The sequence below is a fragment of the Pseudomonas sp. FP2254 genome, from assembly GCF_030687695.1.
GTDB lineage: Bacteria > Pseudomonadota > Gammaproteobacteria > Pseudomonadales > Pseudomonadaceae > Aquipseudomonas > Aquipseudomonas quebecensis.
Genome location: NZ_CP117444.1, coordinates 5,296,688 through 5,320,639, shown reverse-complemented (window position 1 = coordinate 5,320,639; position 23,952 = coordinate 5,296,688). Strand labels below are relative to the sequence as shown.

Genomic DNA, 23,952 nt, shown 5'->3' with positions numbered 1-23,952 from the left:
CGGGGCAACCCGCGCGCCCTTCACTGAAAAGTCTAGGAGATCGGTATGTCCAGCAACAACCCGCAAACCCGTGAATGGCAAGCCTTGAGCAGTGATCACCACCTGGCGCCGTTCAGCGACTTCAAGCAATTGAAAGAGAAAGGCCCGCGCATCATCACCAAAGCCCACGGCGTGTACCTGTGGGACAGCGAAGGCAACAAGATCCTCGACGGCATGGCCGGCCTGTGGTGCGTGGCGATCGGTTACGGTCGCGATGAACTGGCCGACGCCGCCGCCAAACAGATGAAAGAGCTGCCGTACTACAACCTGTTCTTCCAGACCGCTCACCCGCCGGTGCTGGAACTGGCCAAAGCCATTTCCGACATCGCGCCGGCCGGCATGAACCACGTGTTCTTCACCGGTTCCGGCTCCGAAGGCAACGACACCATGTTGCGCATGGTCCGCCACTACTGGGCGATCAAGGGCCAGCCGAACAAGAAAACCATCATCAGCCGCAAAAATGGCTACCACGGGTCCACCGTGGCCGGCGCCAGCCTGGGCGGCATGACCTATATGCACGAGCAGGGCGACTTGCCGATCCCGGGCATTGTCCATATCGCCCAGCCGTACTGGTTCGGCGAAGGCGGCGACATGAGCCCCGAAGAGTTCGGTGTGTGGGCCGCCAACCAGCTTGAAGAAAAGATCCTGGAAGTGGGCGTGGATAACGTCGGTGCGTTTATTGCCGAACCGATCCAGGGCGCCGGCGGTGTGATCGTGCCGCCCGAGACCTACTGGCCGCGCATCAAAGAGATTCTGGCCAAGTACGACATTCTGTTTATCGCCGACGAAGTGATCTGCGGCTTCGGACGTACCGGCGAGTGGTTCGGTAGCGATTTCTATGACCTCAAGCCGCACATGATGACTATCGCCAAGGGCCTGACCTCGGGGTACATCCCCATGGGTGGCCTGATCGTGCGCGATGACGTGGTGGCCGTGCTCAACGAAGGCGGCGATTTCAACCATGGCTTCACCTACTCCGGTCACCCGGTGGCGGCGGCGGTGGCGTTGGAAAACATCCGCATCATGCGCGATGAACAGATTGTTAAACGTGTGCATGACGAAACGGCACCCTATTTGCAGAAACGTCTGAGGGAGCTGGCGGATCACCCTCTGGTGGGTGAAGTGCGTGGCGTCGGCATGCTCGGTGCGATTGAACTGGTGCAGGACAAGGCCACGCGCAAGCGTTACGAGGGCAGGGGTGCAGGCATGATCTGCCGCACGTTCTGCTTCGAAAATGGCCTGATCATGCGCGCCGTGGGCGACACCATGATCATTTCGCCGCCACTGGTGATCAGCAAGGCGGAAATCGACGAACTGGTCACCAAGGCTCGCCAGTGCCTGGACCTGACTTTGGCGGCATTGCAGGGCTAAATGCTAGGCTCAGTGCGCAGTGCACCGAGCGGTTATAAATGTAGGGGCTTTGGTTGAAAGCCGGCCCCTGAACTTGCCAGACTGTCGCCCTGTTGTGTTGCCCTTTGGCTGGGCTGCGGAACATACATAGCGTGTGGCCCAAAAAAGAAAAATTGGAGCATTACCAAATGAAGGCATTAGGTTTGAAGAACGCGGGCAAGACCCTCCTCGCCTTGTCCCTGATGGGCGCGATGGCGGGCGCGGCACAGGCGGACGATAAAGTGCTGCACGTCTACAACTGGTCCGATTACATCGCACCGGACACCATCGCCAACTTCGAAAAAGAGTCGGGCATCAAAGTGGTGTACGACGTGTTCGACAGCAACGAAACCCTGGAGGCCAAGTTGCTGGCCGGCAAGTCCGGGTATGACATCGTCGTACCGTCGAACAACTTCCTGGCCAAGCAGATCAAGGCCGGCGTTTATCAGGAGCTGGACAAGTCCAAGCTGTCCAACTACGACAACCTGAACAAGTCCCTGCTCAAGGCCGTGTCGGTCAGTGACCCGGACAACAAGCACGCCTTCCCTTACATGTGGGGCTCGATCGGCATCGGCTACAACCCGGAGAAGGTCAAGGCTGCGCTGGGCGTGGACAAGATCGACTCGTGGGACACGCTGCTCAAGCCTGAAAACATCGCCAAGCTCAAAAGCTGCGGCGTGAGCTTCCTCGATTCGCCAACCGAAATGCTGCCGGTCGCACTGCATTACCTGGGCCTGCCGACGGACACCCAGAAAAAAGACGACCTGAAGAAAGCCGAAGAGCTGTTCCTGAAGATCCGTCCTTCGATCGGCTACTTCCACTCCTCCAAGTACATCTCCGACCTGGCCAACGGCAACATCTGCGTGGCCGTCGGTTACTCGGGTGACATCCAGCAGGCCAAGTCCCGCGCGGCTGAAGCCGGCGGCAAGGTCAAGGTGGCGTACGACATTCCTAAGGAAGGCGCCGGCAGTTTCTATGACATGGTCGCCATCCCTAAAGACGCCGAAAACGTCGACGCGGCCTACAAGTTCATGAACTACCTGCTCAAGCCGGATGTCATGGCGGCTATCACCAACAGCGTGCGTTTCCCCAATGGTAACGAGAAGGCGACCGCACTGGTCGACAAGGACATTACCAGCGACCCGGGCATCTACCCATCGGCGGATGTGCAGGCCAAGCTCTATGCCATTGCCGACCTGCCGGCCGCGACCCAGCGTGAAATGACCCGCAGCTGGACCAAGATCAAGTCGGGCAAGTAAGCCTTAAAACCTGTGGGAGGGGGCTGGTCCCCTCCCGCACATTAATTAAATGACAGAAAGTTTTGCCGGATCGGTTTATCGAGGGTAAGTTGCGCGCCGGTTTTGTTGCCGGGCAACAACTTTGGGCCCAACTATTTAAGAGGACCTCCACTTGCCAATTTCTTTATTCAGCAAAGCCATGCTGGCGGCTGCAGGCATCACGCTGAGTGTCAGCGTGCAGGCTGCACCGACCGTGCATATTTATAACTGGTCGGATTACATCGGCACCGACACCCTGGTCAATTTCGAAAAAGCCAGCGGCATCAAGCCTGTGTATGACGTGTTCGATTCCAATGAAACCCTGGAAGGCAAGTTGCTGGCCGGTCATACCGGTTACGACGTGGTGGTGCCGTCCAACCACTTCCTCGGCAAGCAGATCAAGGCCGGGGCGTTCCAGAAGCTCGACAAGTCACTGTTGACCCATTACGCCAACCTCGACCCGGCACTGCTCAAGCGCCTGGAAAAGAACGACCCCGGCAACCAGTACGCCGTACCGTACCTGTGGGGCACCAATGGCATCGGTTACAACGTCGACAAAGTCAAAGAAGTGCTGGGCGTCGACCATATCGACTCCTGGGCCGTGCTGTTTGAACCGGAAAACATGAAAAAACTCGCCACCTGTGGCGTGTCGTTCATGGATTCGGCGGACGAAATGCTGCCGGCGGTGCTCAACTATATGGGGCTGAACCCTAACAGCACCAACCCCGAGGATTACAAGAAGGCCGAGGAAAAGCTGCTGAAAGTGCGGCCCTACGTGACCTATTTCCATTCGTCCAAATACATCTCGGACCTGGCCAACGGCAATATCTGCGTGGCTGCCGGGTTCTCCGGCGATGTGTTCCAGGCCAAGGCGCGTGCCAGCGATGCCGGCAAAGGCGTGAACATCGCTTACGTGATTCCCAAAGAGGGCGGCAACCTGTGGTTCGACGTACTGGCCATCCCCAAGGATGCCACCAACGTCAAGGAAGCCCACGCCTTCATCAACTATTTGCTGCAGCCTGAGGTCATCGCCCAGGTCAGCGACGTCGTCGGTTACGCCAACCCTAACCCAGGGGCGGACAAACTGATGGAGCAATCGATACGCACTGACGAAGCGGTTTACCCACCGCAGGCGGTTCTTGACCGCACGTTCGTCAACTTCGAGCTACCCCCGAAGGTGCAACGTTTAATGACCCGTAGCTGGACCAAGATCAAGACGGGCAAGTAAGGCTCAAACTATCCTGGGTTCGCCCGCCTCGGGCGAACCGCACTCTGTTTTTTTGGGAGTTTCGTAAATGGCAGTTGCCTCCGGCGCCTACAAGAAAGCCCTCGAGGGCGACCAGACACCGAAGAAGGTGCTGGTCAAAATCGACCGGGTCACGAAGAAGTTCGACGAGACGATTGCCGTGGACGATGTGTCCCTGGAAATCAAGAAAGGCGAGATCTTCGCCTTGCTCGGCGGTTCGGGTTCGGGCAAGTCCACCTTGCTGCGCATGCTCGCAGGTTTCGAGCGTCCGACCGAGGGCCGCATTTACCTCGACGGTGTGGACATCACCGACATGCCGCCCTACGAGCGGCCGATCAACATGATGTTCCAGTCCTACGCCTTGTTCCCGCACATGACCGTGGCGCAGAACATTGCGTTCGGCCTGCAGCAGGACAAGATCCCCAAGGCCGAGGTCGACGCCCGCGTGGCCGAGATGCTCAAGCTGGTGCAGATGAGCCAGTACGCCAAGCGTAAGCCGCACCAGTTGTCCGGTGGTCAGCGCCAACGCGTGGCCCTGGCCCGCTCCCTGGCCAAGCGCCCGAAACTGCTGCTGCTCGACGAGCCGATGGGCGCCCTCGATAAGAAACTGCGTTCGCAGATGCAGCTGGAACTGGTGGAAATCATCGAGCGCGTCGGCGTGACCTGTGTGATGGTGACCCACGATCAGGAAGAGGCCATGACCATGGCCGAGCGCATCGCGATCATGCACCTGGGCTGGATCGCGCAGATCGGCAGCCCGATCGACATCTACGAAACGCCTACCAGCCGCCTGGTGTGCGAGTTCATCGGCAACGTCAACATCTTCGACACCCAGGTCGTGGATGATGCCGAGGGTCACGCCGTACTCAAGTGCGCCGACCTGGACCGCGATATCTACGTAGGCTACGGCATCGCCACGGCGGTGGAAGACAAGTCGGTGACGTATGCCATTCGCCCGGAAAAACTGCTGGTCACTACCCAGATGCCGACCTGCGAACACAACTGGTCCAGCGGCAAGGTGCACGACATCGCCTACCTGGGCGGCCACTCGGTGTTCTACGTCGAGCTGCCCAGCGGCAAGCTGGTGCAATCGTTCGTGGCCAACGCCGAGCGCCGTGGCCAGCGTCCGACCTGGGGTGACCAGGTCTACGTGTGGTGGGAAGACGACAGCGGCGTGGTACTGCGCTCATGAACATGAAGAAGTTCAAGCGGCGCTTGCACCGCATCGTCCCCAGCGGCAAGCAGGTGGTCATCGGGATTCCGTTCCTGTGGCTGTTCCTGTTCTTCGCCCTGCCTTTTTTTATCGTCCTGAAAATCAGCTTTGCCGAAGCCGATGTCGCGATCCCGCCGTACACCGAGATCTATACCTACGTTGAGCAGAAGCTGCAGGTGGTGCTCAACCTCGCCAACTACAGCCTGCTGGCAGGCGATGAGTTGTACATCTCGGCATACCTGGGCTCGCTGAAAATGGCGTTCTTCAGCACCCTGCTGTGCCTGCTGATCGGCTACCCGATGGCCTATGCCATTGCCACCGCGCGCAAGGAAATGCAGACCGTGCTGGTCCTGCTGATCATGATGCCGACCTGGACGGCGATCCTGATCCGCGTCTATGCCTGGATGGGCATCCTCAGCAACAACGGTCTGCTCAATGGTTTCCTGATGTCCATGGGGTTGATCAACGAGCCGCTGCAGATCCTCAACACCAACATTGCGGTGTATATCGGCGTGGTTTATTCCTACCTGCCGTTCATGATCCTGCCGCTGTACGCCAACCTGGTGAAGCACGACCAGAGCCTGCTGGAAGCCGCGTCGGACCTGGGGTCGAGCACCTTCAACAGTTTCTGGAAGATCACCGTGCCGCTGTCCAAGAACGGCATTATCGCCGGCTGCATGCTGGTGTTTATCCCGGTGGTGGGCGAGTTCGTGATCCCGGAACTGCTGGGCGGCCCGGAAACCCTGATGATCGGTAAAGTGCTGTGGCAGGAATTCTTCAATAACCGTGACTGGCCTGTGGCTTCTGCACTGGCGGTGGTGATGCTGGCGATCCTGATCGTGCCGATCATCCTGTTCAACCGCAGCCAAGCCAAAGAGATGGAGGGCAAGATATGAAGCGCTTCAGTTTCTCAAGCTTCATGCTGGTGGCGGGGTTGCTGTTCATCTACCTGCCGATGCTGATTCTGGTGATCTACTCGTTCAACGAATCCAAGCTGGTGACGGTGTGGGGCGGTTGGTCGATCAAGTGGTATGTGGGCCTGCTGGACAACACCCAGTTGATGGGCTCGGTGGCGCGCTCCCTGGAAATCGCCTGCTACACGGCGGTGGCCGCGGTGGCGCTGGGTACGTTGGCGGCGTTTGTGCTGACGCGTATCAGCCAGTTCAAAGGCCGCACGCTGTTCGGCGGCCTGGTGACCGCGCCGTTGGTGATGCCGGAAGTGATCACCGGTCTGTCGCTGTTGCTGCTGTTCGTGGCCATGGCCCAGATGATCGGCTGGCCTCAGGAGCGTGGCATCGTCACCATCTGGATCGCTCACACCACGTTCTGTGCTGCGTATGTGGCGGTGGTGGTGTCGGCGCGTTTGCGTGAGCTGGACCTGTCGATCGAAGAGGCGGCGATGGACCTGGGCGCGCGGCCGTGGAAAGTGTTCTTCCTGATCACCATCCCGATGATTGCGCCGTCATTGGCGGCGGGCGGCATGATGTCGTTTGCGTTGTCCCTGGACGACCTGGTTTTGGCCAGCTTCGTGTCGGGCCCGGGCTCGACCACCTTGCCGATGGAAGTGTTCTCGGCCGTGCGCCTGGGGGTTAAACCCGAGATCAACGCGGTGGCCAGCCTGATTCTGCTGGCGGTGTCGCTGGTGACCTTCCTGGTGTGGTTCTTCAGCCGCCGTGCCGAAGAGATGCGCAAGAAAGCCATCCAGCAAGCCATCGAAGAAGCCGCCGCCGATGGCTGGCAGCAACCGGACAAGCGCCGCGCTCCGGCGCCGGTCTAAATGTGTGAGGGGGCTTGCTCCCGATGGCGGTGGGTCAGTCAACAGATGCAGTGACTGGCACTCAGCAATCGGGGGCAAGCCCCCTCCCACAGTCTTGACCGCATTCCAGATTGGCTATGCAGTCCAAGGCGACTTGCGAATCACCTCGACAAAGTTCATCGGCTTGAACCCTGGCTCCTGATCCACCAGTACATCCGTCTTCACGTTGCCAAACGTGGTCTGCGGGCGATGGCGCAAGCCGTCGGCAAAGGCGCAGATGATGCACTCCTTGAATCCTTCACCGCGTGGATGCGCATGCACCACGGCTTCGCGCTGCACGCTGCTGAACGCGGCGTAGTCCATGCCCAGCACGTCCATTTCGACGCCGGCGGTCACCAACGCCACGGTCGGACGCAAATGTTGCGGTATGCCGGGCGTGGTGTGCAGGGCGATGGACAGCCATACCTGTTCGATATCGTCATCGCTCAGCCCATACGGCTTCAGGAAGGCGGCGGCGGCGTTGGCGCCGTCCACTTCGAAACGCTCGTTGTCGCTGCGATGACCTGCCACCAGGCCCAGGTCATGAAACATGGCGCCGACGTAGAGCAGCTCGGGGTTGTAGGCCAGTTGCTTGCGTTCACCGCTCAGTGCGCCGAACAGAAAGACCCGACGGGAGTGGTGATAGAGCAGGTCGGATTCGACGTCGCGGATGTATTCGGTGGTGGCCTTGGCCAGCGCGCTGTTCGGGATTTTGATGCCGGCAATGGTAGTGGTCATGGTAGCTCTCCTGTGGAAAGCCCACAGTCTGGTCGCGCACCCGCGAAGCGACCATGGCGACGGGGATGCGATCCCGGCCAAAGTGCCGTCACTTCGTGCCAAGGGTATACGCTGTCAATGGGGGCGCTGGCTTGCCCGCGATAGCATCACCTCGGTATACCTGATGGGCCTGGTCGTCTGTATCGCAGGCAAGTCAGCCCCACAGGGTTTTGCGCCAGCCCCAGCTATAAGGTTTCCCCATGCACAAGACCGTCGCGATCCTGATTTTCCCCGGCGTCCAGTCACTGGATGTGACCGGCCCCATGGATGTGTTCTGCGAAGCCAACCGCTTTCTGCCGGCCCAGGATCATTACCGGATAGAGGTCATCGGGCTGGACCACGGCACCATGGTCGCCTCCAACGGCTTGGCATTGCAGGCCCACCGGCATTACAGCGAGGCCCTGCAGGACTATGATCTGCTGCTGGTCGCTGGAGGCCCGCAACTGCCGTTCGAAGATTTCGGCTCGGCGTTCGATGACTGGCTACGGGGTGCAACCGCCAGGGCGCAACGCTTCGGTTCTGTCTGCAACGGCGCCTTTATGCTGGCGCGCGCTGGATTGCTGGAGGGCAAAACCGTCACTACCCACTGGAACGATGCTGCCGACCTGGCGCATCTGTGCCCGTCGGCCCAGGTCGAGGTTGACCGCCTCTACGTACAAGACGGCAATCTCTATACCTCGGCGGGCGTCACGGCAGGCATCGACTTGTCGCTGTACCTGCTGGCCCAGGATCACGGCCCGGAAGTCGCGTTGAGCGTGGCCAAGCGCTTGGTGGTGTTCACCCAGCGCTCCGGCGGGCAGTCGCAATTCAGCCCGTTCCTTGCGCCCCACGCCGAACCCACGTCGGCGGTGGCGCAGGTGCAACTGTATGTATTGGCGAACCTGACCGGCGACCTGACCATCGCCGACCTGGCCAAGGCGGCCAATATGAGTGCGCGCAATTTCTCCCGGGTGTTTGCCCGTGAGGCCCGCATCACGCCGGCGGAATTCGTCGAAAGAGCACGGGTGGACGCGGCGCGAGTGATGCTCGAAAGCACCCACGCGCCGCTCAAGACCGTGGCTTATCGATGCGGCTTTCGCGATGCCCAGCACATGCGCAGCGTGTTCAACCGCCGGTTGGGCGTGACGCCGCATCAGTTCCGGCTCAACTTTGCGGCGCCGGTATAGACGCGCCACTGCAGCGACACTGTGTGAGCGGGCCAGCCCCTGCCACGGTTTTTGCGCTGCAGGCCGTTATCGAGCGGGCAGCAGCTTCAGCGTGCCACGGGTGTTGGCCGTGACTTCCTCATCACTCAAATGCGCCTGCTCGTAACCGCCTTCGATATAGGTCTCGGCCTGGTCGCCATAGTGCTTGTCGAACGGTACGCCGCTTTGCCCCACGGGGTTGATGGTCAGCGCGTGGGCTACGTCGGCGAAGTCGATCAGGCGGCGCGTGGACGGGCCATACGTGACCTGCCAGGGCGCGGGTCCGATGGCGGCGGATTGGTTGTTCGGCACTTCGTGGGTGCCGGGAGCGGGGAATGGGCCGACGTTGAACAGCCTGTCCAACGGCTTCTGTTGGCCCAGCGGATGGCCATGGGTCAGCGTATGCGCCTTGCCCCACTGCCATTGGCTCGGATCGCCGCCGAACGTGGCCTGCAGGTGGGCGAGGCTGTTGTCCCATGCAAGTTTGACGACGGCGGCGCGCTGGCCGTCCCACCAGGGTGAGTCCGCATCGGCGGCCAGGCGTGGCAGGGCCGCGTCGATGATGCGGGTGCCGAGCAGGGTCTTGAACATCGCATCGCCGAGTTTGGGGTGGAACGCGGCGTCGGCGAGGTTGAACAGGAACTGGTTGAACAGCGTGGCGCTGATGGAATCCAGCGGGTAGTCGCCTTTCCAGTTGGCCAGTTGATCCACCAACTTGAGTTGCGCCGGGTCCGTGACCACTTCACGCAATACTGGCAGCAGCGGTGCCAGCAGGCGCGGGCCGAAGGCGGTGGTGGTGCCCAGTTGCAAGGCCTGGCTGTTGGTCACGTCCCACTTCGCGCGGGCGTCGCTCAGCTGGGCGTTCAGCTGCTGGCCACGGTCGGCCAGGTTGTAATAACCGGGGATCTCCATGCCGGTGGGCGACGCCGGCTGGGCGTTGGCCGAGACCACATAGCCGCGCGCCGGGTTTTCTTCCTGAGGGTTGGCATTGAACGGGTAGAAACCCAGTTTGTCGGCCTGGGCGGTGCTGCCGTCGAGGATAAACCCAGGGTTCACGCCTGCCGGGCGAATCGGTAACTGCGCCGCCGCCCACCAGCCGATATCGCCCTTGGCATTGGCCCACACGATATTCAAGCCGGGTGCCGAGACCTTGGCGGCGGCGGCGCGCGCCTTCGCCAACGTGTCGGCGCGGTTGAGCTGATAGAAGCCTTCGAGGATCGGATTCTGCGTGTCGAGAAACGCCCACCACATCGCAATCGGTGTTTTGCCGCCCGCCTCGCCGAGCACGTCATTGACGATCGGGCCATGGGGCGACTGGCGCAGGGTGAGGGTGACCGGCGCCTGGCCCTTTACCGCGATCTGCTGCTCGCTGCGGGTCATGTCGACCCACTGGCCCTGGTACCAGACCTGATTGGGATTATCCGGATTGACCTTCTCGGCGATCAGGTCGAGGTCGTCGTTCTGGAACATGGTCAGGCTCCAACCGAAATTCAGGTTGTGCCCGAGGAACGCCATCGGCACCAGTGCGTTGTGATAGCCATACAGCTCAAAACCCGACGCGGATAATTGCGCCTCATACCACACCGACGGCACCGAAAAACGAATATGCGGGTCACCCGCCAGCAACGGTTTGCCGCTGCGCGTGCGGCTGCCGCTGATGGCCCAGGCGTTGCTGCCTTCGAGCTGCGGCAGGCCGTTGTCCGCCAAAGCCTGGTCGCTCAGGGCTGCGAGGGCGCCGAGGGCCTGCCAGTCGCTGGCGGCCAGGTTAAGGGCACCCTTGGGTTGCCAGTCGAGGTCGAAGACTTTCAGGTAGTCGCTGCCCAACTGGTCGCGGATGTAAGTCAGCAACGGCTCGGTACGAAACGCGGCGGCAAAACTGTAGGCCATGTACCCGGCGACGCTGATGGTGTCCTCGGCGGTAAAGGGCCGCTTGGGAATGCCCAGCACGTCGAACTCCATCGGGCTGGGGTGGCTGTCCTGATACTGGTTGATTCCATCCAGATAGGCTTGCAGCGCCTTCCAGTGCGCCGATTCATGATCCAGCTGCGTCACATACGTCGCGGCGCGGTCGCGGATGCGCAGGCTGCGGAACAGTTTGTCGGTGTCGACCACCTTGGGGCCCAGTACTTCGGCGAGTTCGCCACGGGCCAGGCGACGCATGATCTCCATCTGGAACAGCCGGTCCTGGGCGTGCACATAGCCCAGGGCGCGATACAGATCGGTTTCGTTCTCGGCTCGGATATGCGGCACGCCGCGGTCGTCATAGCGCACCGTGACCGAACTTTGCAGGTTGGCCAGCTCTACCGTGCCCTGGCGCGTGGGCTGTTTGCTGTAGACATACCAACCGACGGCAAGGGCGAGCAGCACCGCCAGGGCCGCCAGCGTCTGCAGGACGCGTTTCATGAACATTCCTTACCCAAAGTGGGAGTGATGGCCTACGGACCGGTAGACCACGAACAATAGCAGCCCACCGCCAGGGTGTGCGTGGCATTCACCTCGCGCCCGGCTGCCAGGGCCTGCAGGATCGGCTCGATAAAACTGTTGCCGGCATTGCACGTCAGGCCTTCGCTGTACGGTCCGAAATACGCGAGTTTGCCGCTTCGATCCCAAATGCCCACGGCCGGGCTGGCCGGCACCTGGTCGGCACCGGGCAGGGCGGTGAGGATCTTCATCCGGCTCAGGTTGTCCGGCAATTGGCCGTGGCTGCCGGCTTTTTGCAAGGCATAGAACTCGACGCCCAAGGGCGCATAGGCCTCGATCAGTTCCCCCAGGTGCTGCTGGTTGATCACGTTGCACGGGCAGGCCGGGTCCCAGAAATGCACCAGACGGATCGGGCCGGGGCCGCTGAGTTCGGCGGGCAGTTGCAGCGCATCGCCGGAAAATACGGCGGTGTGCTCGCTGAACGCGCGCAGGTAGCGGCCCTGGAACCAGTCATACGCCGCCCACAGCACGCCGGTGCAAATGAGCAGGATCAGGGCGGCGAACAAGGTAGTACGGTGGGGCTGTCGCATTCGGATCTATCCTCGCAGGTCGCGTAGCTTGCCATGCTTGCCCTGACAGATGAATATCGCTGCTCGATAGTGTGAGTCTGGAACCCTTTATGCCCGTCACCTTTGACCCCGATCATCTGCGCGACAGCTTGCGCCCCTTGTCGGATGCGCAACCGCTCAGCGCCGAGGCGCGGGTGTACCAGCGCTTCTACGGGCTGGACCTGGCCGCGCGCAAAGTGCCGGCGGTAAGTCGCCTGGGGCGCTTCGAGGTGGACGGATTCGACGTTGTGGCGCAAGTGTGGTGGCCGCCGGTGCCGGTGGCGACGATGTTCATGTTCCACGGCTTCTACGACCACATGGGTCTGTACCGCAACGTGGTGGACTGGGCGCTGGACCAGTGTTTTGTGGTGATCGCCTGCGATCTGCCGGGGCATGGATTGTCCAGCGGCGCGCGTGCCAGCATCGGTGATTTCGCGGTGTATCAGAATGTGGTCCAGGCACTGTTCACCGAGGCCGAATCGCTGCAATTACCCACGCCATGGCATCTGTTCGGGCAAAGTACCGGCGGCGCTATCGTCGTTGACCATCTGCTGCATCACGGCGCCGACAGCCCGGCGCAGGGCAAGGTCTTGCTGTTGTCACCGCTGGTGCGTCCACGGGCGTGGGGCTGGTCCCAGGTCAGCTATTACCTGTTGCGGCCGTTCGTCAAAGGCATTGCGCGGCGGTTCAGCGACAACTCCAACGACCCGGCCTTCAAGCCGTTCCTGGAAGCCGATCCACTGCAGCCACGGCAACTGCCAACCGCGTGGGTGGGCGCCCTGGCGCGCTGGATCAAGCGCATCGAAGCCGCCCCGCGCAGCACGCGGCGGCCGGTGATTGTGCAGGGTGAGGAAGACATGACGGTGGACTGGCAACACAACCTGCAAGTGCTGCGCGGCAAGTTCGACCGGCCCGAGGTGCTGATGCTGCCGCGTGGCCGGCATCATCTGGCGAATGAGATTCCTGAGATTCGCGAAGAGTACTTCCGGTATTTGACGGACCATCTGAAATAACACGGTGCCAATGCAGGAGGGGGCAAGCCCCTCCACGTTTTCTACTGCGCCAGGCTTGAGGTGCTCTGGCCGACTGCCAGACCTGCGCGAATCGCCGCCAGCGCCGCCTGGTAATACGCTTTACCTTCCGGTGACTCCGCAAACGTTGCAAACTCTTCCAGCTCCGGGTCGGATAAATCCCGATAGACGTACAGCAGAGTGTTGTTCAGGTCTTTGTCGATCTGTTGCATCAGCCGCTCACGCTGGCCATTCAGCATGCCTTGGGCCTGACCGCCGCCCAGCAGGCCAGGGATCATCTGGCTGAGGCTGTCGGCCGCCACACCGGCAATCGCCAGGCTGACCTCCGCGCCGGCTTCGCGGGCGGGCAGGGCTTGGGCCAGGTGGCCGATGATCAGGCTGCGGGTGGCGTCGGCCTGGATTTTCGGCAGGCCCTGGGCGTTTTTGGCCAACTGATCGCGGCGGGTGGCCAGCAACTCGGCAGCGACGATCTTGCGCCCCAAGGGTGACTGAAAGAACGCCAGCGCCGGCGCCGGGTCCGCCAGGTGCTTGCGCAACTGCGCTTCGGCGCGCTGATCCATGGCCTGGGCGGCGAAGCGCTGGTTGCTGTTATCCACCAGCGCCTGATACACCGCCGGCGGCAGGCTGTTGCGATAGCGCTGCTGGGCGGCGGCGAGGGCATCATTGAAATGCGCACGTTGTTCGGCCCAGCCGGCGACCTTGTACAACTGGTCATGGCCGTCTGCCCAGGCGGGCAAAACGCAGAACATCAGCAAGGAAAAAAACAAACGACGCATATGGACTCCTGTCAGTCGGCCACTATTGTCCGTGTCGGGCGTAGTATTTGTCGAGAAATCCTGTCGGTCACTTGAACTAATCTATGTTCAGACGCTCGGCGGCTCTGTCGGATTCACAGGCGTATGGATACTATGCGCGCCATGCAAATACCCTTCGATCATCCCCTGCTGCAACGCATTGTCGACGACCTGGCCGAAAAAGGCTGGTCGCAGCAGAATGGCTTCCTGCCCCAGGCTCTGACCCTGGAACTGGCGGCTGAGTGCCGTAAACGTGCGGCCGAGGGCGAATTAGCACCCGCGGCGGTAGGACGCGGGCCGGCACAGGAGATCCGCGAAGGCATTCGCGGCGACCATATCCAATGGTTGGAAGAGGGCGATGCGCCAGTCTGCGACGCCTACATGGCGGTGATGGACAGCCTGCGCCTGGCGATGAACCGGGGGCTCTTCCTCGGCCTGGAAGATTTCGAAAGTCATTTCGCGATGTACCCGCCGGGGGCGTTTTACCTCAAGCATCTGGACCGTTTTCGCGATGATGACCGGCGCATGGTCTCGGCGGTGATCTACCTGAATGACGCCTGGCTGCCCGAACATGGCGGCCAGTTGCGCATGTACCTCAAGAATGGCGTCGAATACGATGTGGTGCCCACCGGCGGCAGCCTGGTGGTATTCCTGTCGGGCGAAGTGCCCCACGAAGTCATGCCTGCCTCGCGCGAACGGCTGTCCCTCACCGGCTGGTTTCGCCGGCGGGGCAACGAGCCGTTTTAACCATGCACAAGATACTGATCAGCCGCTGCCTGCTGGGCCACAAGGTGCGCTACGACGGCGGCGCCAGCGGGCCGTTCGACCAACTGGCCGCGTGGCAGGCTGAGGGACGGGTGGTTGCGATCTGCCCGGAAGTGGCGGGCGGTTTGCCGACGCCCAGGCCTTCTGCCGAAATCCCCGGTGGTCAGGGCGTCGACGTGTGGGAGGGCCGTGCCAAAGTGCTGACGGCCGAGGGCGAAGACTTCAGCGCCGCCTTCATGGACGGCGCGCGCCAGGCCCTGGCCCTGGTGCAGCAGCACGATATCCGCATTGCTGTGCTCAAGGCCAATAGCCCGTCGTGCGGCAATCTGCTGACCTATGACGGTACCTTCGCCGGGGTAAAGGTCAGTGGCGAGGGCGTAACGGCGGCGCTGCTCAAGCGTCATGGCGTGCAGGTATTCAGTGAGCTGGAGCTGCCGGAGGCGGCACAGGCGTTGACGCGCCTGTAGGGGCGTCGGCCTCGAACCATTTTTGCGACAGCGTCTTCAATCGGCCATCGTCCTTCATCCGCTTCAACGCCCCGTCCACACTCGTCTTGAACGCCGGGTTACCCTTCTGGAACGGGATCGCCAGTTCAGGCTTCTCGTGATAGGCCTCACTGAAATCGAACTGATCCTCAAGCTCGGCAGTCTTAGCGATATGGTTGATGGCCACGTCGTATTTGCCGGTTGCTACACCGGGTAGCATGTCGGCGTCATCGGTGGTGATGAACGAGGCGCGCACATCCATTTCCTTCGCCAGCAGTTCACCCAGCTCCACTTCAAAACCGGTGAGCTTGTCGCCTTCCTTGAAGTTGTAGGGCGGGGTATTGGCTTCAAGGGCGATGCGCAGCTCACCACGATCATTGACGTCGTCGATCAGTTCGGCATGAGCCAAAGGGCTCAGAAGGGGAAGCAGCAGTAACAGGCCAGGCGAAAAGCGCATGGTCACTCCTAGAAAATTCGAATGTGCGAGGCGCCGTTCAGCATCGCTTTGCTATGGTGTTGAGTGCCTTGGACAGCAATTTGTCGCGAAGTTGTCACAACCCTGCAGATTTCATAAAGAAGTGGAGAAGCGAATGAAAGCCCTTTTGTCCCGTGCAACGATTGCCAGCCTGTTGCTGGGTGCCTCGATGTTGGCCAGCGCCGCCGACCTGCCGCGCACGCCGGCGCCTGAAGGTGCGGAAGTGTTTATCGTCTCGCCGAAGGATGGCGCGACCGTCGACAAAACCTTCACCGTCAAATTCGGCGTGAAAAACCTGGACCTGGAGCCGATCGACAAGCAAGTGCCTAACGCCGGTCACCATCACCTGCTGGTTGACCAGGATGTGACGGCGCTTAAGGCCGCCGACGCGATCCCGGCCACCGCGACCTCGATCCACTTCGGCAAGGCGCAAACCGAAACCGAGCTGACCCTGACCCCAGGCAAGCACACCTTGCAACTGGTGGCAGGCGACAACGTGCATCGCCAGTTCGAGCCAACGGTTGCCTCGAAAGTCATCACCGTTAACGTCAAGTAAGCGTTCTGCGGACAAAAAAATGGGAGACCCCTGCGGGTCTCCCATTTTTTGTACAGCGGTTAAAGCCTTAGAACAACACGCGGCTACGAATCGTGCCGTTGATGTGCTGCAGCTTCTCTTGCGCCAGGTCCGAGTACTCGGCGTCGACGTCGATTACCACGTAGCCGACCTTCTCGTTGGTCTGCAGGAACTGACCGGAAATGTTGATGCCGTTTTCCGCGAAGACCTTGTTGATCTCGCTCATCACACCCGGAATGTTCTGGTGGATGTGCAGCAGGCGGTGCTTGCCAGGGTGAGCCGGCAGGGCCACTTCCGGGAAGTTGACGGACGAGACCGACGTACCGTTGTCGCTGTACTTGACCAGCTTCTCGGCCACTTCCAGACCGATGTTGGCCTGGGCTTCAGCGGTGGAACCGCCGATGTGCGGAGTCAGGATCACATTGTCCAGGCCACGCAGCGGGCTTTCGAAAATGTCATCGTTGGAGCGCGGCTCAACCGGGAATACGTCGATGGCGGCGCCGATCAGGTGCTTGTCCTTGATCGCATCGGCCAGGGCGTCCAGTTCGACCACGGTACCGCGTGCGGCGTTGATCAGGATGCCGCCTTTCTTGATGGCGCGGATTTCCTTCTCACCGATCATCCACTGGGTCTCAGCGGTTTCCGGTACGTGCAGGGTCACGATGTCGGACATGCCCAGCAGTTCGGTCAGGCTCGACACCTGCGTGGCGTTGCCCAATGGCAGCTTGGTCAGGGTGTCGTAGAAGAACACCTGCATGCCCAGGCCTTCGGCCAATACCGAAAGCTGCGTGCCGATCGAGCCGTAACCGACGATACCCAGCTTCTTGCCGCGGATTTCGAAGGAGTTGGCCGCGCTCTTGATCCAGCCGCCACGGTGGCAGGAAGCGTTCTTCTCAGGGATACCGCGCAGCAGCAGGATGGCCTCGGCCAGCACCAGCTCCGCCACGGAGCGGGTGTTGGAATACGGTGCGTTGAACACCGCGATACCGCGCTCGCGCGCTGCGTTGAGGTCGACCTGGTTGGTGCCGATGCAGAAGCAGCCGACCGCCACGAGCTTCTTGGCGTGATCGAAGATTTCTTCGGTCAGCTGAGTGCGTGAGCGAATGCCGATAAAGTGCGCGTCGGCGATCTTTTCCTTGAGCTGGGCTTCCGGCAGAGAACTGGTGATGTACTCAATGCTGGTGTACCCGGCGGCTTTCAGAACGTCGACAGCCGATGGGTGGACGCCTTCCAGAAGAAGGAACTTGATCTTGCTCTTATCGAGAGAAGTCTTGCTCATCTGCGTAAACCTGTATCCCGGAGAAAAATGGCAGGGAGTCGGATCACTTAAGCTGACCCGGACGGCAGGAAAGCCGTCACCGCAGAAACGCCCTTGGGCTCTGTCCTGCGGGGGCGGTATGCTAGCATACGCGCCCCGCTAAACACCTATTCCTGCGACGTGAAGCGTTCTCAGGATGACCATGAATTGTTCGAGAGTTCTGTCGATGACCCATCCTGCCCTGATTGATGAGCTGAAGACCCTGGTTGAGCCCGGCAAAGTGCTGACCGACGCCGACTCCCTGGAGGCTTACGGCAAGGATTGGACCAAGCATTTCGCTCCGGCACCCATGGCTATCGCATTTCCCAAGACCATCGAGCAGGTGCAGGCCATTGTCCGTTGGGCCAACGAGCGCAAGGTGGCGCTGGTGCCGTCGGGCGGGCGTACCGGCCTGTCGGCGGCAGCGGTTGCGGCCAATGGCGAGGTGGTGGTGTCGTTTGACTATATGAACCAGATTCTCGACGTGAACCTCACCGACCGCACTGCCGTGTGCCAGCCGGGCGTGGTCACCAAGCAACTGCAGAATGTCGCCGAAGAAAACGGCCTGTATTACCCGGTGGACTTCGCATCGTCCGGTTCCAGCCAGATTGGCGGCAATATCGGCACCAATGCCGGCGGGATCAAGGTGATTCGCTACGGCATGACCCGTAACTGGGTAGCGGGCATGAAAGTCGTCACCGGCAAGGGCGACGTGCTGGAACTGAACCGCGACCTGATCAAGAACGCCACCGGCTACGACATGCGGCAGTTGTTCATCGGTGCCGAAGGCACGCTGGGGTTTGTGGTCGAAGCGACCATGCGCCTGGACCGCGCGCCGAAGAACCTCACCGCCATGGTGTTGGGCACCACCGACTTCGATTCGATCATGCCGGTGCTGCACGCGTTTCAGGGCAAGCTCGACCTGACGGCCTTTGAGTTCTTCTCCGACAAGGCCCTGGCCAAAGTCCTCGGCCGTGGTGACGTACCGGCGCCGTTCGACACCGAGTGCCCGTTCTACGCACTGCTGGAATTCGAAGCCACCACCGAAGAAGTCGCCAACCATGCCCTGGAGACCTTCGAGCACTGTGTCGAGCAGGGTTGGGTGCTGGACGGGGTGATGAGCCAGAGCGAAACCCAGTTGCACAACCTGTGGAAGCTGCGCGAGTACATCTCCGAGACCATTTCCCACTGGACGCCCTACAAAAACGATATTTCGGTGACGGTTTCCAAAGTGCCGGCGTTCCTCAGCGAAATCGACGCCATTGTCGGCGAACATTACCCGGATTTCGAAATCGTCTGGTTTGGCCACATCGGTGACGGCAACCTGCACCTGAACATCCTCAAGCCGGAAAACCTGAGCAAGGACGAGTTCTTCGCCAAATGCGCCACTGTGAACAAGTGGGTGTTCGAAACCGTTCAGAAGTACAACGGCTCGATCTCCGCCGAGCACGGCGTGGGCATGACCAAGCGCGATTACCTGACCTACAGCCGCTCGCCGGTTGAAATCGAATACATGAAGGCCGTCAAGGCCGTGTTCGACCCGAACGGGATCATGAACCCGGGCAAAATCTTCGCTGTTTAACCGCCCCTCAAGGAGTCGTTTCATGAGCTACCAGCACAAGTATGTCGACGGCACCCACATCCACTTCCCGGTGGGCAAGGTGGTGTGCATCGGGCGTAACTACGCCGAACATGCCAAGGAACTGGACAACCCGGTACCGACCGAGCCGTTGTTGTTCATCAAACCGGGCAGTTGCGTGGTGCCGCTGGAAGGCGGTTTCGCCATTCCTGCCGAGCGCGGTTCGGTGCACTACGAGGCGGAAATCGCGGTGCTGATCGGTAAGCCGCTGTCGGCCAAGCCAAGCCGTGAGGAAGTGCTGGACGCCATCTCCGGTTTCGCGCCGGCGCTGGACCTGACCCTGCGCGACAAGCAGGCCGAACTCAAGGCCAAGGGCCTGCCGTGGGAAGTCGCCAAGTCATTCGACGGCGCGGCGGTGATTGCGCCGTTCGTGGTCGACAGTACCTTCCCTGACCTGACCGACATTGGCATTCGCTTGACCATCAACGACGAAGTGCGTCAGGACGGCAGCAGCGCGCAGATGCTCAACCCGATCGTGCCGATGATCCAGTACATGGCCGGCTGCTTCTCGCTGCAGGCAGGAGACGTGATCCTCACCGGTACTCCGGCCGGCGTCGGGCCGTTGAATGCAGGTGATGAGCTGGTGTTGGAATTGCCGAACGTGAGTCGCTTCGAAAGCGTCGTTCGCTGAACGAAAGGGTGGGAGGGGTTTGCCCCTCCCACATAGCGGCTTTTGCATTTTTTTCACACGCAATCCGGATAATCCTCAGCCTCCAGCACGCGAGCCCATTGATCCTGTGCTAACCCCTAAAGCTCATCTGCAGGAAAAGCGCTCAATGGCCGTGCCTCTGCCCTCTGCACCATCCAAGTCCCGTTCCCGTTTCGCCCTGCGCTGGTATTCCTGGCTGTTCCTGGCCGGGGCGGTGGTGTATGGCGTGGCGTGGCTGATGCATTGGGACGATCGCGGCGTACTGTGGGTGCTGGAACGGTTCGAAAGCCCTGCCGAGCGCAAGGAAAGCGTATGGCTGCCCGACTACCAGGCGATTATCGACGCCAAGGTGCTGCCGGGCCTGGAGAAGGACGAAGCCTCGGACATTACCTACAATCCGCAGACCAAAACCCTGTTTTCCGTGATGGGTAAAAACCCGTTTCTTGTCGAGCTGAGCCTGCAAGGCGACGTGCTGCGCAAGATGCCGCTCAACGGCTGGGACAACCCCGAAGGCGTTGCGATGATGGAGAACGGCCTGATGGCGATTGTCGACGAGCGCCAGCATACGCTCAGCATCGTCAAGGTCGAGGCCGCCACGCAACAGTTGACCAAGGCCGACTTCAAGAGCTATGACCTGGGCCCTTCCAAGGACCAGAACAAAGCGTTTGAGGCCGTGACCTGGGACAAGCATAACCAGCAGATAGTGTTGGGCGAGGAGCGCCCGCCGGCGTTGTTCACCTGGAAAAGCGACGGCGCCCAGCTCTTGACCGGCGCTAAACAAAAGCTGGCGAGTAAAGAGTTGGACATGCGCAACCTCTCGGCCCTGGCCGTCGACCCGCGTACGGGCCATCTGCTGGTGCTGTCGGCCGATTCTCATTTGTTGCTGGAGTTGGATGAAAAGGGCGAGCAAGTCAGCTTCATGACCTTGCTCGGTGGCTTCAACGGCCTCAAGGACACCATTCCACGGGCTGAAGGGGTCACCCTCGACGAGGACGGCAACCTCTACGTGGTCAGTGAGCCGAACCTGTTCTATCGTTTTGAAAAGCAGAAGTAGCTGGCAAATTACGTCGGATATTTCTCTTTCAGCGGAATTCGTCAGACACTGTGGCGCGTTTAAGTTTAAATTCAGACCGGCGTGATATTCATTCGCCACTTTTGACTTTGAGCTTGCCCGATGCGTCGATTAGCCCGCCTTAAACCTCTTCTTCTCCTGCTTGCGCTGGTCATCGTGATCGGCGCCGTCGCTGTTGCCCAGAACTTCCGTTTGTTCGAGCGCGCCTGGTTCAACTGGCAGGCGTGGCGCCAGCCCACTCAGGCGCAATCCATCGGCCTGGCCGATTACCGCGTGGTCCTGGAGGCTCAGGTGATCGACGGGCTCAACGACGACGTATCGGCGCTGACCTATGACCCGGTGCGCAAAAGCCTGTTTACCGTGACCAATAAAAACGCCGAGCTGATCGAGCTGTCCCTGGAGGGCAGAATTGTGCGACGCATTCCTCTGATCGGGTTTGGCGATGCCGAAGCGGTGGAATTTATCAGTGAAAATATTTACGTCATCAGCGACGAGCGCCAGCAACGGCTGATCAAGGTGCACGTGGACGACGACACCCAATTCCTCGATGCCGCCGATGCCGAGCAAATGACTCTGGGCGTGCATGTCGGCGGCAACAAAGGCTTCGAAGGCCTGGCTTATGATTCGGTGGGCAAGCGCCTGTTCGTCGCCAAGGAGCGCGACCCGATGCTGATCTACGAGGTGCACGGCTTTCCCCATTTCAAACCGGAAAAAACCTACTCGGTGCACGTGATCAACAACCCCAAGCGCGATGCCGGGTTGTTTGTGCGCGACCTGTCGAGCCTGCAGTACGACGAGCGCAGCGGGCATTTACTGGCGCTGTCGGATGAGTCGTTCCTGGTGTTGGAACTGGACATCGACGGTCGCCCGCTGAGCAGCCTGTCTCTGCTCAGCGGGCGCCATGGCCTGAGCAAACGTGTGCCACAGGCCGAAGGTATCGCCATGGATGACGACGGGGCGTTGTACCTGGTCAGTGAGCCGAACCTGTTCTACGTGTTCAAAAAGCCCTGATCAGAACAGCCATTGCACACCCAGCGAATAGCCGGTCTGGCTGCCTTCGTTGTGGCCCAGCCGGCTGTTGACCTCGGCGTACACCCCCAACTGCGGAGTGATCGCCAGCTGGCTGCCCAGTTGCGCGCGACCAAAATGCTTATCCACCGCGCCCAGCCGTGCCGTGCGCGCCTGGTCATCGGCCCGGGCGGTCAGTTGCAGGTTGTCCAGGCGGCCGTCGGCCAATTCCGAGACCCAGGCTATGTCGCCGTAGGGCATCAGGCTCAGGCCGCGGGGCAGGCCAACCATGCCACGTACGCGCCAGCCCAGGCTGGCTTCCAGGGAGTCGAAGGACTGCTCTTCATACTCCAGTGCAGTACGCAGATTCTGTTTTTCGTGGAATTGATCGATGCGCGAGTAGCTGTAATCCAGGCCGGCGAACGGACCGCTCTTGATCGCGCCGAGGTCAAAGTCGTACCCACCCAGCACCCTTGCGCCGAGCGTTAACGCATCGGTGCTGCCGGTCAGCTGTTGATTGAGCAGGATCGGCCCGCCATTGGCCTGAATCAGCAGGTTGCGCCGGCTGTCGAAGCGGGCGTGGCCTATGCTCAGATCGCCGGCCAGCCAGGTCGGCCCGCCATCGTTGAGCAGCGCGTAGGCGGCGGCCTGCCAGGTATCGCTGTCGAGCTTGCCGCGATGTTCCAGTTTGTCGCGACCGTTGAGGTAGCTGAGGCTGGCGCCGATGTTCAGGCTGGGGGTGAGTTGGTAATCGCCCAGTGCGTGCAGGCCCACGCGCCGCGCTTCGGGGTTGGGCGCCGTGTCGAAACCGCTGTCGGGGTTGTATTCGCCGTCCACACCGATCTCGCCGTCAAAGCTGCCGATCTCGCGGCTGGCCGACTGCAAGGTCAGCCAGCGGCGGTCATGCAGGCGCACCATCGCCTGGTGCTGGCGCTGCAGGTTGTCCTGCATATTGCGCGCGACGGCGCCGCCGGAGGCGGTCGAGGCCAGCAGATCGGCGTTGGTCAGCTCAAGCACCAGGCGGCTGAGCAGGCGTGAATAGTCGCGCAGGCGCTGGTCGATGCGCGCCTGGCCGAAGGCATCCGTGAGCACGGCTTTGTTGTCTTCGGCAGGGTCGTGCCAGGTCGAACCGCCAGGGATTGCGGGGTTGTCGGTCTGGGTGTAGCCGTCCAGGTCGCCCAGTTCCCAGTTGGTGGCTTCTATATAGAGAATCGGCACATTCAGCGCCTCGAACGCTTCGCCGTCGCTGCAGCAGCCGGTGCCTTTGGGGTATTGCGGGTCCAGGCCGGGGTTGGTGAACAGGGGAATGTTCAATTCCCTGGCGATCTGGAATGTGTGCTCGCGCAACGCCGCCAGCGCCGGGTTGGCGGTGCTGTTCTGGCCGGCGTGGGCGTACATCATGTCGCCGGTGATCAGGCTGTCGAGGTTGATCATCGCCAGCATATTCGCGCGCTGGCTGGCGCTCAGCGAATCGACGAAAGCCCGAGAGCCGCGCAAGCCTTCTTCTTCCGCGCCGAAACCGACAACCTGCAGGCCGTTTTCCAGCTGCAGACCGCCCAGGTTCTTCGCCACTTCGGTCAGTACGCTGGCGCCGGAACCGTTGTCGTCCAGGCCTTGCAGGGTCGGGCGGCCGAAGTAAGTGTCGAAATGCGCGCCAATCACCACGTACTGCGGCCGGGTGCCGGCGGCGTAGGCCACTACGTTCTGCGAGGCGCGACTGCCGCCGCTCCAGGTGAAATCCTGTCGACCGATGCTGTAGGCCGCGCCCATCTGGCTTTGCATCCAATCGGCCGCGCCGGCGAAATTGGCCGTGCCACGATAACGGCCGGGGTAATCGTTGATCAGTTTTTCCAGGGTGGTATTGGCGTGCTCGCCGTATTCATAGGCTGAGGTTTGCAGGGACAGCAGGGCGCAGGTCGCGCCGATCGCGAAGGCGAGGGGCTTTATCACAGGGTCTTCCTTGAAGTGACGGAGTTGTTGAGCCCAGACCCTTTGCACAATGTGCGCCTCATTCCCTGGGCGATTGTGAATTGGCGCATTGTTAAACGGCGGGGTCGCGTGGCTGTAAGTTGTAACGGATTTGATACCAGCGACGGTATTGAATGTCGTGACTTGGCGCACGATTTTGGAGAGGGGTGCTGCGAAAGGTAGCGTTTTTGTTACATGGACACGGGCTGTGGGAGGAGGCTGGCTCCGCCCCACAGTCAACCGATG

At 61.0% G+C, this 23,952-nt stretch carries 22 protein-coding genes; 15 read left to right on the top strand and 7 right to left on the bottom strand.

Features of this window, described 5'->3' with window-relative positions:
- Nucleotides 1–45 precede the first annotated feature (45 nt).
- The 6 genes from PSH94_RS24575 to PSH94_RS24550 all read left to right on the top strand — a co-directional run bounded on the left by PSH94_RS24575 (nucleotide 46) and on the right by PSH94_RS24550 (nucleotide 6,941).
- Nucleotides 46–1,410 (top strand): aspartate aminotransferase family protein, encoded by a 1,365-nt coding sequence (locus PSH94_RS24575; RefSeq protein WP_305435956.1) that lies wholly within the window; start codon nucleotides 46–48, stop codon nucleotides 1,408–1,410.
- Nucleotides 1,411–1,592: 182 nt separating this feature from the next.
- Nucleotides 1,593–2,687, top strand: coding sequence for a polyamine ABC transporter substrate-binding protein (locus PSH94_RS24570; protein WP_181076585.1), 1,095 nt, complete (start codon nucleotides 1,593–1,595; stop codon nucleotides 2,685–2,687).
- Nucleotides 2,688–2,838: 151 nt separating this feature from the next.
- The gene (locus tag PSH94_RS24565; protein ID WP_181076430.1) at nucleotides 2,839–3,933 is read left to right on the top strand and encodes a polyamine ABC transporter substrate-binding protein; all 1,095 of its coding nucleotides are present in this window, start codon (nucleotides 2,839–2,841) and stop codon (nucleotides 3,931–3,933) included.
- Between the two features lie 67 nt (nucleotides 3,934–4,000).
- Entirely contained in the window at nucleotides 4,001–5,143 is a 1,143-nt protein-coding gene (locus PSH94_RS24560; protein WP_046069993.1) for an ABC transporter ATP-binding protein, read from the top strand.
- A complete protein-coding gene (locus PSH94_RS24555; protein WP_253509735.1) occupies nucleotides 5,140–6,060 on the top strand; it encodes an ABC transporter permease subunit in 921 nt (306 codons plus the stop codon). Before PSH94_RS24560 ends, PSH94_RS24555 begins: the two co-directional genes overlap by 4 nt.
- A complete protein-coding gene (locus tag PSH94_RS24550; protein WP_046034911.1) occupies nucleotides 6,057–6,941 on the top strand; it encodes an ABC transporter permease subunit in 885 nt (294 codons plus the stop codon). The genes PSH94_RS24555 and PSH94_RS24550 overlap by 4 nt, the downstream gene beginning before the upstream one ends.
- 114 nt (nucleotides 6,942–7,055) lie before the next feature.
- On the opposite strand, the gene PSH94_RS24545 is transcribed toward PSH94_RS24550, so the two are convergent.
- The gene (locus tag PSH94_RS24545) at nucleotides 7,056–7,697 is read right to left on the bottom strand and encodes an HD domain-containing protein (RefSeq protein ID WP_181076433.1); all 642 of its coding nucleotides are present in this window, start codon (nucleotides 7,695–7,697) and stop codon (nucleotides 7,056–7,058) included.
- Between the two features lie 239 nt (nucleotides 7,698–7,936).
- Between PSH94_RS24545 and PSH94_RS24540 the strand changes: the two genes are divergently transcribed.
- Entirely contained in the window at nucleotides 7,937–8,902 is a 966-nt protein-coding gene (locus PSH94_RS24540) for a GlxA family transcriptional regulator (protein WP_305435955.1), read from the top strand.
- Nucleotides 8,903–8,968: 66 nt separating this feature from the next.
- On the opposite strand, the gene PSH94_RS24535 is transcribed toward PSH94_RS24540, so the two are convergent.
- Both PSH94_RS24535 and PSH94_RS24530 read right to left on the bottom strand, forming a co-directional pair.
- The gene (locus PSH94_RS24535; RefSeq protein WP_305435954.1) at nucleotides 8,969–11,323 is read right to left on the bottom strand and encodes a penicillin acylase family protein; all 2,355 of its coding nucleotides are present in this window, start codon (nucleotides 11,321–11,323) and stop codon (nucleotides 8,969–8,971) included.
- Between the two features lie 32 nt (nucleotides 11,324–11,355).
- Complete coding sequence (locus PSH94_RS24530) at nucleotides 11,356–11,931, bottom strand: DUF6436 domain-containing protein (protein ID WP_305435953.1); 576 nt, start codon at nucleotides 11,929–11,931, stop codon at nucleotides 11,356–11,358.
- Between the two features lie 89 nt (nucleotides 11,932–12,020).
- Between PSH94_RS24530 and PSH94_RS24525 the strand changes: the two genes are divergently transcribed.
- Nucleotides 12,021–12,962 carry an alpha/beta hydrolase gene (locus PSH94_RS24525; protein ID WP_305435952.1) on the top strand — a complete coding sequence of 314 codons (942 nt, stop codon included), beginning with the start codon at nucleotides 12,021–12,023 and terminating at the stop codon, nucleotides 12,960–12,962.
- A gap of 41 nt (nucleotides 12,963–13,003) precedes the next feature.
- Here the strand turns inward: PSH94_RS24525 and PSH94_RS24520 are convergent, their stop codons facing one another.
- A complete protein-coding gene (locus PSH94_RS24520; RefSeq protein ID WP_181076441.1) occupies nucleotides 13,004–13,756 on the bottom strand; it encodes a DUF2059 domain-containing protein in 753 nt (250 codons plus the stop codon).
- A gap of 132 nt (nucleotides 13,757–13,888) precedes the next feature.
- Here PSH94_RS24520 and PSH94_RS24515 point away from each other — a divergent pair, with 132 nt between their 5' ends.
- Together PSH94_RS24515 and PSH94_RS24510 are read left to right on the top strand one after the other, a co-directional pair.
- On the top strand, nucleotides 13,889–14,521 hold the full coding sequence (locus PSH94_RS24515; protein ID WP_181076586.1) for a 2OG-Fe(II) oxygenase: 633 nt from the start codon (nucleotides 13,889–13,891) through the stop codon (nucleotides 14,519–14,521).
- A gap of 2 nt (nucleotides 14,522–14,523) precedes the next feature.
- A complete protein-coding gene (locus PSH94_RS24510; protein WP_181076442.1) occupies nucleotides 14,524–15,006 on the top strand; it encodes a DUF523 domain-containing protein in 483 nt (160 codons plus the stop codon).
- Here PSH94_RS24510 and PSH94_RS24505 read toward each other — a convergent pair.
- A complete protein-coding gene (locus PSH94_RS24505) occupies nucleotides 14,957–15,481 on the bottom strand; it encodes a transporter substrate-binding domain-containing protein (protein WP_181076444.1) in 525 nt (174 codons plus the stop codon). The two genes, PSH94_RS24510 and PSH94_RS24505, sit on opposite strands and share 50 nt — an antisense overlap.
- Before the next feature lie 133 nt (nucleotides 15,482–15,614).
- Here PSH94_RS24505 and PSH94_RS24500 point away from each other — a divergent pair, with 133 nt between their 5' ends.
- Nucleotides 15,615–16,055, top strand: coding sequence for a DUF4399 domain-containing protein (locus PSH94_RS24500; RefSeq protein ID WP_181076446.1), 441 nt, complete (start codon nucleotides 15,615–15,617; stop codon nucleotides 16,053–16,055).
- Nucleotides 16,056–16,122: 67 nt separating this feature from the next.
- Here the strand turns inward: PSH94_RS24500 and serA are convergent, their stop codons facing one another.
- Nucleotides 16,123–17,352 carry a phosphoglycerate dehydrogenase gene (serA, locus tag PSH94_RS24495; RefSeq protein ID WP_034101340.1) on the bottom strand — a complete coding sequence of 410 codons (1,230 nt, stop codon included), beginning with the start codon at nucleotides 17,350–17,352 and terminating at the stop codon, nucleotides 16,123–16,125.
- A gap of 205 nt (nucleotides 17,353–17,557) precedes the next feature.
- Between serA and PSH94_RS24490 the strand changes: the two genes are divergently transcribed.
- The 4 genes from PSH94_RS24490 (at nucleotide 17,558) to PSH94_RS24475 (ending at nucleotide 21,741) form a co-directional block, all read left to right on the top strand.
- Nucleotides 17,558–18,952: an FAD-binding oxidoreductase gene (locus tag PSH94_RS24490; RefSeq protein WP_285428505.1), complete on the top strand. Its 1,395-nt coding sequence runs from the start codon at nucleotides 17,558–17,560 to the stop codon at nucleotides 18,950–18,952.
- A 22-nt stretch (nucleotides 18,953–18,974) separates the two neighbouring features.
- Entirely contained in the window at nucleotides 18,975–19,640 is a 666-nt protein-coding gene (locus tag PSH94_RS24485; RefSeq protein ID WP_181076449.1) for a fumarylacetoacetate hydrolase family protein, read from the top strand.
- 145 nt (nucleotides 19,641–19,785) lie between these two features.
- The gene (locus tag PSH94_RS24480) at nucleotides 19,786–20,712 is read left to right on the top strand and encodes an SdiA-regulated domain-containing protein (RefSeq protein ID WP_253509728.1); all 927 of its coding nucleotides are present in this window, start codon (nucleotides 19,786–19,788) and stop codon (nucleotides 20,710–20,712) included.
- Between the two features lie 120 nt (nucleotides 20,713–20,832).
- Nucleotides 20,833–21,741: an SdiA-regulated domain-containing protein gene (locus PSH94_RS24475; RefSeq protein ID WP_305435951.1), complete on the top strand. Its 909-nt coding sequence runs from the start codon at nucleotides 20,833–20,835 to the stop codon at nucleotides 21,739–21,741.
- On the opposite strand, the gene PSH94_RS24470 is transcribed toward PSH94_RS24475, so the two are convergent.
- The gene (locus PSH94_RS24470) at nucleotides 21,742–23,688 is read right to left on the bottom strand and encodes an autotransporter domain-containing protein (protein ID WP_305435950.1); all 1,947 of its coding nucleotides are present in this window, start codon (nucleotides 23,686–23,688) and stop codon (nucleotides 21,742–21,744) included.
- Between the last annotated feature and the right edge of the window lie 264 nt (nucleotides 23,689–23,952).

Bases quoted from the DNA above. Each gene is read 5' to 3' on its own strand.
- PSH94_RS24575 (WP_305435956.1), top strand. From the start codon at position 46: ATGTCCAGCAACAACCCGCAAACCCGTGAATGGCAAGCCTTGAGCAGT.
- PSH94_RS24560 (WP_046069993.1), top strand. From the start codon at position 4,001: ATGGCAGTTGCCTCCGGCGCCTACAAGAAAGCCCTCGAGGGCGACCAG.
- PSH94_RS24555 (WP_253509735.1), top strand. From the start codon at position 5,140: ATGAACATGAAGAAGTTCAAGCGGCGCTTGCACCGCATCGTCCCCAGC.
- PSH94_RS24550 (WP_046034911.1), top strand. From the start codon at position 6,057: ATGAAGCGCTTCAGTTTCTCAAGCTTCATGCTGGTGGCGGGGTTGCTG.
- PSH94_RS24545 (WP_181076433.1), bottom strand. From the start codon at position 7,697: ATGACCACTACCATTGCCGGCATCAAAATCCCGAACAGCGCGCTGGCC.
- PSH94_RS24540 (WP_305435955.1), top strand. From the start codon at position 7,937: ATGCACAAGACCGTCGCGATCCTGATTTTCCCCGGCGTCCAGTCACTG.
- PSH94_RS24535 (WP_305435954.1), bottom strand. From the start codon at position 11,323: ATGAAACGCGTCCTGCAGACGCTGGCGGCCCTGGCGGTGCTGCTCGCC.
- PSH94_RS24530 (WP_305435953.1), bottom strand. From the start codon at position 11,931: ATGCGACAGCCCCACCGTACTACCTTGTTCGCCGCCCTGATCCTGCTC.
- PSH94_RS24525 (WP_305435952.1), top strand. From the start codon at position 12,021: ATGCCCGTCACCTTTGACCCCGATCATCTGCGCGACAGCTTGCGCCCC.
- PSH94_RS24520 (WP_181076441.1), bottom strand. From the start codon at position 13,756: ATGCGTCGTTTGTTTTTTTCCTTGCTGATGTTCTGCGTTTTGCCCGCC.
- PSH94_RS24515 (WP_181076586.1), top strand. From the start codon at position 13,889: ATGCGCGCCATGCAAATACCCTTCGATCATCCCCTGCTGCAACGCATT.
- PSH94_RS24510 (WP_181076442.1), top strand. From the start codon at position 14,524: ATGCACAAGATACTGATCAGCCGCTGCCTGCTGGGCCACAAGGTGCGC.
- PSH94_RS24505 (WP_181076444.1), bottom strand. From the start codon at position 15,481: ATGCGCTTTTCGCCTGGCCTGTTACTGCTGCTTCCCCTTCTGAGCCCT.
- PSH94_RS24500 (WP_181076446.1), top strand. From the start codon at position 15,615: ATGAAAGCCCTTTTGTCCCGTGCAACGATTGCCAGCCTGTTGCTGGGT.
- serA (WP_034101340.1), bottom strand. From the start codon at position 17,352: ATGAGCAAGACTTCTCTCGATAAGAGCAAGATCAAGTTCCTTCTTCTG.
- PSH94_RS24490 (WP_285428505.1), top strand. From the start codon at position 17,558: ATGACCCATCCTGCCCTGATTGATGAGCTGAAGACCCTGGTTGAGCCC.
- PSH94_RS24485 (WP_181076449.1), top strand. From the start codon at position 18,975: ATGAGCTACCAGCACAAGTATGTCGACGGCACCCACATCCACTTCCCG.
- PSH94_RS24480 (WP_253509728.1), top strand. From the start codon at position 19,786: ATGGCCGTGCCTCTGCCCTCTGCACCATCCAAGTCCCGTTCCCGTTTC.
- PSH94_RS24475 (WP_305435951.1), top strand. From the start codon at position 20,833: ATGCGTCGATTAGCCCGCCTTAAACCTCTTCTTCTCCTGCTTGCGCTG.